Annotated in this window: 11 protein-coding genes; 9 read left to right on the top strand and 2 right to left on the bottom strand. The window is 68.7% G+C overall.

The window, feature by feature from the left end:
• Positions 1-105: 105 nt before the first annotated feature.
• The 6 genes from mtrA (at position 106) to secA (ending at position 8,695) form a co-directional block, all read left to right on the top strand.
• Positions 106-786, top strand: coding sequence for an MtrAB system response regulator MtrA (gene mtrA, locus BJQ94_RS03820; RefSeq protein ID WP_265400750.1), 681 nt, complete (start codon positions 106-108; stop codon positions 784-786).
• 95 nt (positions 787-881) lie between these two features.
• Positions 882-2,471, top strand: a complete 1,590-nt coding sequence (gene mtrB, locus BJQ94_RS03825) for an MtrAB system histidine kinase MtrB (RefSeq protein WP_265400751.1) — start codon at positions 882-884, stop codon at positions 2,469-2,471.
• Positions 2,464-4,146 carry an LpqB family beta-propeller domain-containing protein gene (locus tag BJQ94_RS03830; protein WP_265400752.1) on the top strand — a complete coding sequence of 561 codons (1,683 nt, stop codon included), beginning with the start codon at positions 2,464-2,466 and terminating at the stop codon, positions 4,144-4,146. Before mtrB ends, BJQ94_RS03830 begins: the two co-directional genes overlap by 8 nt.
• Before the next feature lie 93 nt (positions 4,147-4,239).
• Positions 4,240-4,962, top strand: coding sequence for a phosphoribosyltransferase family protein (locus BJQ94_RS03835; RefSeq protein ID WP_265400753.1), 723 nt, complete (start codon positions 4,240-4,242; stop codon positions 4,960-4,962).
• 99 nt (positions 4,963-5,061) lie between these two features.
• On the top strand, positions 5,062-5,778 hold the full coding sequence (raiA, locus tag BJQ94_RS03840; RefSeq protein ID WP_265400754.1) for a ribosome-associated translation inhibitor RaiA: 717 nt from the start codon (positions 5,062-5,064) through the stop codon (positions 5,776-5,778).
• 100 nt (positions 5,779-5,878) lie between these two features.
• A complete protein-coding gene (secA, locus tag BJQ94_RS03845; RefSeq protein ID WP_265400755.1) occupies positions 5,879-8,695 on the top strand; it encodes a preprotein translocase subunit SecA in 2,817 nt (938 codons plus the stop codon).
• 122 nt (positions 8,696-8,817) lie between these two features.
• Here the strand turns inward: secA and BJQ94_RS03850 are convergent, their stop codons facing one another.
• Complete coding sequence (locus BJQ94_RS03850; protein WP_265400756.1) at positions 8,818-9,324, bottom strand: Rv3235 family protein; 507 nt, start codon at positions 9,322-9,324, stop codon at positions 8,818-8,820.
• Between the two features lie 149 nt (positions 9,325-9,473).
• Between BJQ94_RS03850 and BJQ94_RS03855 the strand changes: the two genes are divergently transcribed.
• Complete coding sequence (locus BJQ94_RS03855; protein WP_265400757.1) at positions 9,474-10,067, top strand: hypothetical protein; 594 nt, start codon at positions 9,474-9,476, stop codon at positions 10,065-10,067.
• An 18-nt stretch (positions 10,068-10,085) separates the two neighbouring features.
• On the opposite strand, the gene BJQ94_RS03860 is transcribed toward BJQ94_RS03855, so the two are convergent.
• Positions 10,086-10,397: a helix-turn-helix domain-containing protein gene (locus tag BJQ94_RS03860; protein WP_265400758.1), complete on the bottom strand. Its 312-nt coding sequence runs from the start codon at positions 10,395-10,397 to the stop codon at positions 10,086-10,088.
• A 136-nt stretch (positions 10,398-10,533) separates the two neighbouring features.
• On the opposite strand from BJQ94_RS03860, the gene BJQ94_RS03865 reads away from it, so the two are divergent.
• Together BJQ94_RS03865 and BJQ94_RS03870 are read left to right on the top strand one after the other, a co-directional pair.
• Positions 10,534-11,196: an SAF domain-containing protein gene (locus tag BJQ94_RS03865; protein ID WP_265400759.1), complete on the top strand. Its 663-nt coding sequence runs from the start codon at positions 10,534-10,536 to the stop codon at positions 11,194-11,196.
• Positions 11,197-11,198: 2 nt separating this feature from the next.
• Positions 11,199-12,659 (top strand): hypothetical protein, encoded by a 1,461-nt coding sequence (locus BJQ94_RS03870; protein WP_265400956.1) that lies wholly within the window; start codon positions 11,199-11,201, stop codon positions 12,657-12,659.
• Positions 12,660-12,662: the final 3 nt, after the last annotated feature.

Raw genomic sequence — 12,662 nt, forward strand, 5'->3', positions numbered from 1 at the left:
GTGCGGGGCCCTGTCAGCACTCTCGGGGCCGTGTCGACTATTCTGGTGCCAGAGATTGCCCGCGTTGCCGGGTTATTGCCCGGTGAACGGGCGGAAAACGGATGTATGAACTCACGCATTTTGGTTGTCGACGATGACCCCGCACTGGCTGAGATGATCGGCATCGTCCTGCAGGGCGAAGGCTTCGAGCCGCACTTCTGCGCGGACGGTTCGCTGGCCCTGGACGCGTTCCACAGCGTCGCCCCCGACCTGGTTCTGCTCGACCTCATGCTTCCGGGGCTGGACGGCATCGAGGTGTGCAGCCTCATCAGGGCCGAATCCGGCACTCCGATCATCATGCTGACGGCGAAGTCGGACACCACGGATGTCGTCAAGGGACTGGAGTCCGGCGCCGACGACTACATGGTCAAGCCGTTCAACCCGAAAGAACTCGTCGCCCGGATCCGCACCAGGTTGCGGCCGGTTCCGGTGGAATCGCCCGCCAACCTGCAGATCGGCGACCTCATCGTCGACGCGGCCGGTCACGAGGTCAAGCGCGGTGACCAGAGCATCAACCTCACGCCCCTCGAATTCGACCTGCTACTGGCGCTGGCGTCGAAGCCCCAGCAGGTGTTCACCCGCGAAATGCTGCTCGAACAGGTGTGGGGCTACCACTACAAGGCCGACACCCGCCTGGTTAACGTGCACGTGCAGCGTCTGCGCGCGAAGGTCGAGGACGACCCTGACAACCCGCGCATCGTGATGACCGTGCGCGGTGTCGGCTACCGGGCCGGCGCGGCCGGCTAGATCCGGTGTCGGCGCGATTCGACGCGGGCGGGCGATTCGACGTGAACAGTCTCAACTGGCGGTCGTGGGCGTCGTGGCGTTTCCTGACTCTGCGGATGCGACGCCGCTGGCGTTCGTCCCTGCAGTGGCGCACCGTCGCCATCACCGTGGCGGCCTCCGGGGCCGCGATCGGCTTGGTGGGGGTGTACATGTCGGTCAGCGTGGGCAACGACCTCTTCCAGTCCAGGCTCAGCCAGGTCCTGGTGGACTCCAACCGGGCGACCACAGCCGCCCAGGGCATCCTGGACTCGTCCGACGCCACCGACAGGGTGCAGGTGCAGACGCTCCTCGAGGCCGCACGCACATCGATCTCCGCGGCGTCGTCGAGCCGGCTGGTCGCCCTGTTCCGGGTACCGGGCCAGGAGGCGTCCACGGTGGCCCCCCAGGACTCGTCCACCTTCGGCAGCTCCACCTCGGTCATCTCGCCCGAGCTCCGCGCGTCCGTGCAGGACGACGCCGACGGCCAGCTCTGGCAATCCGTGACGCTCGCCTCCGACGACGGGTCGCTCGTCCCCGGGATCGTGGTGGGCTCCCAGATCACCGTGCCCGTCGCCGGACGCTATGAGCTCTACATCGGCTACAGCCTCGCCGACGCCGAATCGACGCTCCTGTTCGTGCAGCGCACCCTCGGCGGCGCGGGGCTGGCCTTGATCGTGCTGATCGGCGCGGTCACCTGGATCGTCGTACGCTTCGTGGTCACTCCGATCCGGGTGGCCGCCGAGACGAGCCAGAAGCTTGCCTCCGGCGACCTCGGCGTGCGGATCCCCGAGAAGGGCGAGGACGTGATCGCCACGCTCGCCCGGTCGTTCAACGGCATGGCCGATAGCCTGCAAAGCCAGATCAAGGAACTCGCCGAGCTGTCCGAGGTGCAACAACGGTTCGTGTCCGACGTCTCGCACGAGCTCCGAACGCCGCTGACCACCATCCGCCTGGCCGGCGATCTGCTCTACGACCAGCGTTCGACGTTCCCTCCGGCCACCGAGCGCACAGCCGAACTGCTGCACACCCAGGTGGAACGTTTCGAGCTGCTCCTGGCCGACCTGCTCGAGATCAGCCGGTACGACGCCGGGTCGGTGGAGCTGGAATCCGAGCCGACCAACCTGGTCCACCTGGCCGAGGACGTGATCGACGGCATGAAATCGCTCAGCGAGTCCAAGGGCACCCCGATCATGCTGGTCGCCCCCGGCGGGCACCTCGCCGCCGAGGTCGACCCGCGCCGGGTGCGCCGGATCGTGAACAACCTGATCGGCAACGCCATCGAACACGGTGAGGGCAAACCCATCATCGTCTCTGTCGACAGCAACGAGTCCGCCGTGGCCCTGTCGGTGCGCGACTACGGCATGGGAATGAGCCAGGCCGAGATCACGCACGTCTTCGACAGGTTCTGGCGCGCCGATCCGTCCCGGAAACGCACCATCGGCGGTACCGGGCTCGGCCTGGCGATCTCCCTCGAAGACGCCATTGCCCATCGAGGCTGGCTGCAGGTGTGGTCGAGTCCAGGGGCTGGTTCCTGCTTCCGCTTGACCCTGCCCAGGCAGGCGAGCGGTGTTCTCACGACGTCACCGAACCCGTTGCCGCCGGAAGACGCGGATACCGGCGGTTACGTCTCGCCGCGAGCCGACCAGAGGGGAGACCATCATGTCTAGCCGGCACCGGCTTCTCGCCGTCGTCACCGCCGCCGCCCTGCTGCTGAGCGGATGCTCGAGCATCCCGCGCAGCGGAGCCGTGCAGGCCGGCCAGGATGCCGTCACGGGGGAGAATCCCGCGCCCATCTTCCTGCCGTTCGGCCCAGGCGCCGACGCGACCATGGAGGAGATCCTCACCGGCTTCATCGATGCGGCCACGAGCCCGGACAACAACTACGAGATCGCCCGGGAATTCCTCACCCCCGAGTTCAGCGAATCCTGGAAGTCGGATGCCGGTGTCACCGTCTACGACGGGTCAGAGCGCACCTTCGGCCAGGTCGACGAGAGCACCATGATGTTCGAGGTGAAGCCCGTCGCCGAGGTCAACGCGAACGGTGAGTACCACGAGGAGGCGTCGTCCTCGAGTGTTCCGTTGCGCTACTCCTTCACGCTCGTCGACGGACAGTGGCGCATCAGCGCGGCGCCGAACGGCACCGTGCTCGACCAGAGCACCTTCAAGGACGTCTTCAGCGCGCAGTCGCTGTACTTCTTCGATCCCGACTACCGCTACCTGATTCCCGACGTGCGCTGGTACCCGCGCGGGGCGTCCACTCCCACCAAGATCGTCAATGGCGTGCTCAACGGTCCCAGCGAATGGCTCGCCGGCGCTGTCACCAGCGCCTTCCCGGAGGGAACCGCGCTGACCGCCGACGCGGTGACCGTGGTCGCCAGGGACGCCAAGGTCGACCTCAACAGCGAAGCCCTGAATGCCGACACCATCACGCTGCAGCGGATGCGGAGCCAACTGGAGACCAGTCTGCCCAGCGGCCTGACGGTGTCGATCACGATCAATCAGAATTCGCAGGACATCGACGAGCTGGGATCCAGCGAACCCGAGGTGAACCCCCGGGTGGATGCCCGCGCCCTGGTCCTGCGCGACGGCGAATTCGGCTTCCTGGCCGCGACCGGTAAGACCGTCACTCCGCTCGCCGGGCTGTCCGAGTCCATCGTCGCTCTCGCCCCGACGGCGATCGCCCTGTCGCCCTCGCAGACCGCGGCCGCGGCTTTGACCCCGAGCGGGGTCTTCGGGGTCAGGGTGGGCGACGAGGCTCGTCTGCTCGACCCCCGGCAGAACCTCATCGAACCGTCCATCGACGGCTCCGGCTTCGTCTGGTCGGTGCCCGCCGACCGGCCGAACGAACTGTTCGTCTACAACGCCCAGGGCGAGGCCTCCGCCCTGCTGACGCCCTGGCTGGATGCGTCGAGCATCGCTGCCCTGCAGGTGTCGCGGGACGGCACCCGGGTGATCGCCCTGCTCAGCGCCGCCGGGGAGACCAGGCTCGTTGTCGCTGCCGTGCTGCGCGAGAACGGCGTTCCCACCGGTCTCGGTGAGGCCGTGCAGCTCGCGTCCGGCCCCGGCACCCCGGTGGACGCCACCTGGATCGACCAGAGCACGGTGGCCTACCTGAGCGTGCAGCCCAACGGCGAGGACCGCATCGTGGCCCACGAGATCGGGGGAACGAGCACGCAGCTCGAGTCGTCGACCGGCATCACCGCGATCGCCGGGAGCAACCTGCTGCGGGACCTGCGCGCACTGTCGACCGATGGGTCGCTCCTGGTGCAGCGTGGGGTCGGCTGGCAGGAACGCATCGGCGAAGTCACCGTGATCGCGACGCAACAGGGCATCGGCGGCTGATCCGGCCGTCCTGCACAGGCGCAGCGGCCCGCCGTTGTGCACGGCTCCGCCCGCCGTCCGTCGACCCGTGAGCCGGCGCACGACCATGGGGGGATGACGGACGACCGGTGGGGTGTGCGAGCGGGGCTGGACGTCGTGCGCGACGCGCTGCTCGAGGCGTGGGCGGTGCTGATGCCCACGGAGTGCAGCGGCTGCGGCACTCCGGACCTGGCCCTCTGTGCGGCCTGCGCTGACCTTCTGCGGGGCACGCCGGCACCGGCGGGCCGCGACACTCTCACGATCTGGTCAGCGCTGGAGTACACCGATGTGGTGGGCCGGGTTCTTGTCGCCTACAAGGACGGTGGCCGCACCGACGCGGCGCCGGCGCTCGCCGCGGCGCTCGCCGGCGCGGTGGCAGCGGCGCTGGCTGCCGCAGCACCGGCTGTCGCGGCGCCGGGCGACGCTGCAGTGCTGCTGGTCACGGTGCCGTCCTCCCGCCGCGCCTGGCGGGCCAGGGGCTTTCACCCCGTCGACCTGCTCCTCGGCCGCAGCGGCCTGCGACCGGTGCGGTTGCTGCGTGCGCAGGGCCGTGTGGCGGACCAGGTCGGCCTGGGCCGGGAGCAACGCCTGGACAACCGCAGGGGCACCCTCATCGCCACACGGCCACTCGACGGCCATCGGATTCTGCTGGTCGACGACATCGTCACCACCGGAGCGACCCTGCTCGACGCCCGCCGTGCGGTGCTGGCGGCCGGCGGAACCGTGGTCGGCGCGGCCACAGTGGCCGAAACCCGGCGGCACCAACCTGTCGACACGCGTTCACGGGAAACTGATTGACAAAAGCTGTGACTTATCCAGCTGGCACGACTACGGTAGGGCCAAAGGCGCGTACCAATCGCCCGGATCAGGGGCGGTTCGCCAGATCTGGAGGTCGTCATGGAAACTAACATCGTTGGACGCAACCTGGGGATCACTGATCGCTTCCGGGAATATGCGACGGAGAAGGCCGAGAAGATCGCCGGCCTCGCCGAGAAGGCCCTCGCCCTGGAAATCAAGGTCAGTCGTCACACCGAGAAGAGCGGCGCCGCCGGTAACGACCGCGTCGAACTCACCCTCATCGGCAAGGGCCCCATCGTTCGGGCCGAAGCGGAGGGCAGCGACAAGTACGCGGCATTCGACATTGCGCTCGGACGGCTTCTCGAACGTGTGCGCCGGGCCAAGGACCGCCGCAAGGTGCACCGCGGCGGCGCCCACCGCCCGACCTCGCTGCACGAGGCTTCGGCCTCCGGCTTCGCGGTCATCGACATCGTTCCCGCCGACGGCGACACCCTCGAGCGAGTGCGCACCGGTGCGATTCAGGTCGTTCCGGACGACGCCCAGGTCGCCGCAGACGAAGCCGACGAGGCCGAAGAGGTGTACAGCCCGGTCGTCATCCGACGGAAGGTTTTCGCCGCCGCCCCGATGACAGTGGATGACGCACTCTATTTCATGGAACTCGTCGGACACGACTTCTACCTGTTCCAGGACGCCGAAACGCACCGGCCCAGCGTGGTCTACCGGCGCAAGGGCTGGGACTACGGGGTCATCGAGCTGGACGACAATGCCGTGGATGCGCGTGCGCTGGCGTCCGTTGCCAGCGAGTCCGGCTACTGACCAACTAGCATTGCTATAGTTGCCGGCTAGGTCGGCGCTACGTGCGTCCGACCGGACGACAGGCGTGTACACACGCCGTGACGACTAGTGGAGTGCATTCGTGGCCTCAATCCTGGAAAAAGTTCTTCGTGTTGGCGAGGGGCGCATTCTGCGCCGGCTCGAGAGCTATGCGAAGGCCATCAATGCGCTGGAAGACGACTTCGGCACCCTCAGCGATGAGGAACTGAAGAACGAAACCGTGCAGTTGCGTGAGCGGTACTCGGGTGGCGAGTCTCTGGACGACTTGCTGCCCGAGGCCTTCGCGGCTGTGCGCGAAGCATCCACCCGTACCCTGGGCTTGCGTCACTTCGACGTGCAGCTGATGGGCGGGGCAGCGCTGCACCTCGGCAACATCGCCGAGATGAAGACCGGTGAGGGCAAGACCCTGGTGGCCACGACGGCCGCCTACCTCAACGCGATCACCAGCCGTGGCGTTCACGTCATCACGGTGAACGACTACCTGGCCAGCTACCAGAGTGAGCTGATGGGCCGCGTGTTCCGCGCCCTCGGCATGACCACGGGCTGCATCGTCTCCGGGCAGACCCCGGCGCAGCGCCGTGAGCAGTACGCCTGCGACATCACCTACGGCACGAACAACGAGTTCGGCTTCGACTACCTGCGCGACAACATGGCGTGGCAGGCCAGCGACATGGTTCAGCGCGGCCACTACTTCGCCATCGTCGACGAGGTCGACTCGATCCTCATCGACGAGGCCCGCACCCCGCTGATCATCTCCGGTCCGGCATCCGGCGAGGCGAACCGCTGGTTCACCGAGTTCGCCAGCCTCGCCAAGCGCCTCGTCGTCGACGAGGACTTCGAGGTCGACGAGAAGAAGCGCACTGTCGGTGTGCTCGAACCCGGCATCGAAAAGGTCGAGGACTACCTCGGCATCGACAACCTCTACGAGTCCGCGAACACCCCGCTGATCTCGTTTCTGAACAACGCCATCAAGGCCAACGCCCTGTTCAAGAAGGACAAGGACTACGTCGTGATGAACGGCGAGGTGCTCATCGTCGACGAGCACACCGGCCGCATCCTGATGGGCCGCCGCTACAACGAGGGCATCCACCAGGCGATCGAGGCCAAGGAGGGTGTCGCGGTCAAGGCCGAGAACCAGACCCTGGCCACCGTGACCCTGCAGAACTACTTCCGCCTGTACTCGAAGATCTCCGGCATGACCGGAACCGCCGAGACCGAGGCCGCCGAGTTCATGAGCACCTACAAGCTCGGCGTTGTCGCGATCCCCACCAACAAGCCGATGCAGCGCATCGACCAGTCCGACCTGATCTACAAGAACGAAGAGGCCAAGTTCGGCCAGGTCGTCGAAGACATCGTCGAGCGCCACGAGAAGGGCCAGCCGGTCCTCGTCGGCACCACGAGTGTCGAGAAGAGCGAGTACCTGTCGCGCCTGCTGGCGAAGAAGGGCGTGCGCCACGAGGTTCTCAACGCGAAGAACCACGCTCGTGAGGCCGCCATCGTCGCCCAGGCCGGTCGTCTCGGCTCGGTCACCGTCGCGACGAACATGGCCGGCCGCGGCACCGACGTGATGCTCGGCGGCAACGCCGAGTTCCTCGCCGTCGCCGCCATGAACGCCAAGGGCCTGAGCCCGGTGGAGACGCCGGACGAATACGAGAGCGAGTGGGACGACGTCTTCGCGGGCGTCAAGGCCGAGGTCGCCACCGAGGCCGAAAAGGTCATCGCGGCCGGCGGACTCTACGTGCTCGGCACCGAGCGCCACGAGTCCCGCCGCATCGACAACCAGCTCCGCGGCCGCAGCGGCCGCCAGGGTGACCCGGGCGAGAGCCGGTTCTACCTGTCGCTGACCGACGACCTGATGCGCCTGTTCAACGCCGGTGCCGCCGAAAGCCTGATGGGCCGCCAGGGCGTCCCGGACGACATGGCGATCGAATCCAAGGTCGTCAGCCGCGCCATCCGCAGCGCCCAGTCACAGGTCGAGGGCCGCAACGCCGAGATCCGCAAGAACGTCCTCAAGTACGACGACGTGCTCAACCGCCAGCGCGAAGCGATCTACGGCGATCGCCGTCACATCCTCGAGGGTGACGACCTGCACGAGCGCACCCAGCACTTCCTGGAAGACGTCATCGACGAGGTGCTCGATGTGCACACCGGTGAGGGCAACGGCGACGACTGGGACTTCGACGCGCTCTGGACCGAGCTGAAGACCCTCTACCCGGTGGGCCTGACCATCGACGAGGTCATCTCCGAGGCTGGGAACAAGGGCAAGATCAACCGGGACTTCATGCGCCGGGAGATCATCTCCGACGCCAAGGTCGCCTACAGCCGTCGCGAGGAGTCCCTCGGGGCGCCCGCCATGCGCGAACTCGAACGCCGCGTCGTGCTCTCCGTGATCGACCGTCGCTGGCGTGAGCACCTCTACGAGATGGACTACCTCAAGGACGGCATCGGCCTGCGCGCGATGGCGCAGCGCGACCCGCTGGTGGAGTACCAGCGTGAGGGTTTCGCGATGTTCCAGCAGATGATGGGACAGATCCGCGAGGAGACCGTCGGCTTCCTGTTCAACCTCGAGGTCGAGGTGTCCCAGGGCGCCGGAGCCGTGGATGCCCCCGTCGTGGCCGCCAAGGGCCTGACTCCGCCCGCGGAGACCGCAGAGGGCAAGCTGAGCTTCACCGCGCCGAGCGACTCCGGCGGGGTCGAGGTGCGCAACCAGCGCGGCCAGATCCAGCAGGCCGCAACGGACCGTGCCCGCCGCGCTGCCGTCACCGCCGCGCCCGTCGAGGCCGAACCGGCCGCGCCGGCCGGTCCGCCGCAGCGCGGAGCCTTCGGCCAGCGCGCCGAGTCGGACAAGCCGGTTCCGGTGAACCGCGCGGAGCGTCGCACCCAGGGCAAGAAGAAGTAACCAGCCGCTCGCAGCCGCAGTACGGGCATCCGCCCATAACTGTTGCCCAATCGGACAAATGCGCCCGGCACACCGGGCGCATTTGTCCGCACGGGCAACAGTTGTCGGCGACCGCGGGGCGGTCAGAGCACGTTGATGGCGCTGGCCCGCCAGCGGTTGTCGAGCCCCTCGAGGCGCACGGCCACCGCGCGCACCCGAACCTTGCTGTGCACGATGACGACGGCCTCGATGATGCCGTCCCTGGGCTCGTTGATGGTGACCCGCCCGATGGTGATGGCCGGGCGTTGCGCCCGCTGGCCCTTCACCGCTCTGGCCCTAGCCGAGAGCACCACGCGTTTGAGCAGGTGCCGGTAGACGTCGTCGCTCACCCACCTGGCCAGCTGGTCGAGCTCCCTGGCCCCAGCCAACACCTCGATGACGCACCGGGTGAGGTTGATCAGCAACGGCTCGGGATCTGGCAACGTGCTGCGCGAACTGGGCTGGTGGCCGAAGAAGTCATCGGCGATGAACCCCTCGGCGGATTCGCGCTCCGGGTGGCCGGACGCCGCCCCGGCTGAGGGCTCGGGCAGGTTCGGCGGGTTCGCCTCCTGTGGGCGGCGGCGGTCAGGCTCGGCAAGTGGATCGCTCATGGGTTGCTCCAGATGCGTGGATCCGTGGTGTCGACGAGAAGATCGGGGTTTGGCCGACACTCAACCACCCGGGATCGCGGCTGTCTAGGCTTTGCCAGGGGCTGTGGATAACGTCAGCGTCCGGCGAATGGTCCGACTACCGTCGGGGTGTGCGCTGGGACAATCTGTTCGACGACCTCGAAGGTCAGCTTGAGAACGAGCTGAACGCCGAGGACCTCGACCTGCGTGCCGAGGAGGAGCGCCTACGCCTCGGGCGGCTGTCGTTGCGGCAGCGTCTCACGGCGGTGAGCGCCGGCACCGGATCGTCCAGGGTGCTGCGGATCGTGCTCGTGGATGGTCGGACCCTCACCATCCGGCCCACCACCTTCGGCCGGGATTGGCTGGCGGCCGACCTGCTCGACGCGGGCGCCGGTGAACCGGCCGGCGTGGTGCCGTTCACGGCCATTGCGGCCGTGCTCCTGCTCCCCGAGCAGGTGGCGCAGTCGCTGGAGCCGGAATCCGAGGCGTCGGCCAGGCTCGTCGACCGGATCGGCCTGCCGTTCGTGCTGCGGGACCTGTGCCGGCGCCGGAAGAGCCTGGAGATCCAGACCGGACTCGGTTCTGTCACCGGCACCATCGACAGGGTCGGGCGCGATCACCTCGACCTGGCGGTGCACGCCCCTGGCACCGCGCGGCGGGCGGCGGCGGTGGCGCAGTACCGCATCATCCCGCTCGGCCAGATCCAACTCGTCAGGCTCGACTGAACGACCCCGGCGCGGGGGTCAGCCGCCGGTGTCGCCGTCGGCGGAGGACTCCGGGCGCAGTATCCGGCCCTCGGACAGCTCGGGGATGTTCGCGAAATCGGACTGCTCCCAGAGCGACATCCGGCGTGCCTCCTCGTACTTCGCCTCGATATACGACTCGAGGACGACCCGTTCCACCCGCCAGGCGCCGGAGGCGCCGATCCTGATCGCGGGGAGCTCGCCGGTGCGCACCAGGTCGAGGGCCGCGGCAACGGACACATTCAGGATCTGAGCCGTATCGGCGAGGGTGAGAAAACGACCGACGGATGCGGAGGAGACGGGATCGCTCATGATCACGATTATCCGTCCTGCGGCGCCGGTGCGCACGGTGTCGGCGGGAGCTGTGGATAACTTCAACGCCGCGGGCTCAGGCCCGCAACGATGGTACCCAGGCCAACGGGCAACGGGTGATGGACGGGGTGACCGCATGAGACGAGGACCAGACGCCGGATCCGGCCGGCCGAAGACGGGCGCCCAGACCCGCACCCGATTCTGGTTCGACCCGCGCTTCGCGCTCGGCCTGGTGCTCGTCGTCGCATCCATCGCCGGGGTCAGTGTGGTGGTGGCGGGCAGCGACCGCACCATCGCCGTCTACGCGGCCAGGGCGCCGCTGGCCGTCGGGGACAGCCTCGACCCGGCCGATCTGGTGGAGACCAGGGTGAGCCTGGGCGCCGCCGACACGCTCTACTTGACCCCGGCCAGGCTCCCCGCCGACGGACTCGTCGTGACGCGCACCATCACAGCGGGTGAACTCATCCCGGCGTCGGCCGTGGGCACCCACGCGGGAACAGCGGTGACGAGCATCGTGCTCGACCTGAGCGGCCGGCTCTCGGCGGGGCTCACGGCCGGTTCGACCGTGGACGTCTGGTCGGCGGCGCCGACCGAGGACGGCGGATTCGGGCCGCCGTCGGTGCTGGTCGGGCAGGCGGCGATCGTGCGGATCCTGGAACCGACGGGCCTCATCCAATCGGACGGCGCCAGGTCGGTGGAGGTTCTCGTGCCCAAGGCGAAGGTCGCCGTGGTGCTGCAGGCCGTGGCGAACGAGGAGGCGATCTCCCTGATCGCCGTGAACAGCCCGATCGGCGGTTGACGGTGACCCTCCTGGCGCTCGCACTCGACCGTGACACCGAGGACCGGCTCCTGGCCGACATCGTGGAGCACGGCCACATCATCGTCGCCCGCCCCGCGAATGTTCGTGAGCTGCTGGCCGCCATCGACCGGCACACTCCAGAGGCGCTCATCGTCGGGGCGACACCCGGAACCCTCACGGCCGAACTGCTCGCCGCGAGCGACTCGAACGGTATCCGGGTCGTCGCCCTGGCCGCCACCGAGCAGGAACGCCGCTATGCGGCCGAGCTCGGCCTGCACGAGGTGGTCGCCGCCGATGCCGACTGGCCGGACATCGAGGCCGTCATGATGCTGGGCGGCGTGGTGCCGCTGCGCATAGACGAGGCCGCCGCCCCGCCGCCGGAGCCGGCCGACCCCGGCCGCATCCCGCAGGGCCGGCCGCGGGCAGCCAGGCGCGCCGACCGGGCCAGCCGGAAACGGCACCGCACCGCACCGGAACTGAAGGCCGCTCCCGACCCGGCCCGGCCGGTCACGTCCGCCCCGTCCCGACCCGCTCCCGGCGCGGTGAGCGACGACGACGGCACCGGCGGCCTGTCCGGCACCGGCACGGTCATCGCCGTCTGGGGACCGGCAGGCGCGCCAGGGCGCACCACCCTGGCCATCAACATTGCGGCTGAGATCGCCGCGGCCGGGCACACTGTGGTGCTCGCGGATGTCGACACCTACAGCGGGTCCATCGCCCCGAGTCTCGGGCTGTTGGATGAGGCGCCCGGGTTCGCTGCGGCCTGTCGGCTGGCCGGATCGGACGCGCTCACCCGCACCGAATTCGAGCGGATCGCGCACCGGTACAACTCGCCCAGGGGTGCATTCTGGGTGCTCACCGGCATCGGCCAGCCGTCGCGGTGGCCGGAGCTGTCGGCCCAACGGGTGGGCGACGCCATCCTCGCACTGCGGCGGTGGGCGGACTACGTCGTGCTCGACACCGGATTCAGTCTGGAGAGCGATGAGGAGATCTCGAGTGACCTCTTCGCCCCGCGCCGGAATGCGGCCACGCTGGCGGCGCTCGGCTCTGCCGACCGGGTCGTCGCCTGCGGCCTGGCCGACCCCGTCGGCATGGCGCGGTTTCTGCGAGCCTGGGCCGATCTCACGGAGGTGATCACCACCAACCGGGTGCACGTCGTGATGAACCGGGTGCGGGCCAGCGCGGTCGGTCTCGGCCCTGCCGGCCAGGTGCAGAGCGCGCTGCGCCGGTTCGGCGGTATCGACGCGGCTGCGCTGGTGCCGCACGACCAGGCCGGTGTGGACGCGGCGGTGCTGACCGGGCGCACCCTGCGGGATGCCGCGCCGCGGTCGCCGGCCAGGCTCGGCATCCTCGATTTTGTGCGGGACGACCTGCTGCCGGCCCCGGACCCGCAACCGGCGGCCCGACGGCGGCGGCCATGGGGTCGGCCGGCCCGGTGGCGAGGACCGGCGTCGGCAACCTAGGAC

It is taken from the genome of Cryobacterium sp. SO2 (assembly GCF_026151165.2).
In the GTDB taxonomy this organism is placed as follows: domain Bacteria; phylum Actinomycetota; class Actinomycetes; order Actinomycetales; family Microbacteriaceae; genus Cryobacterium.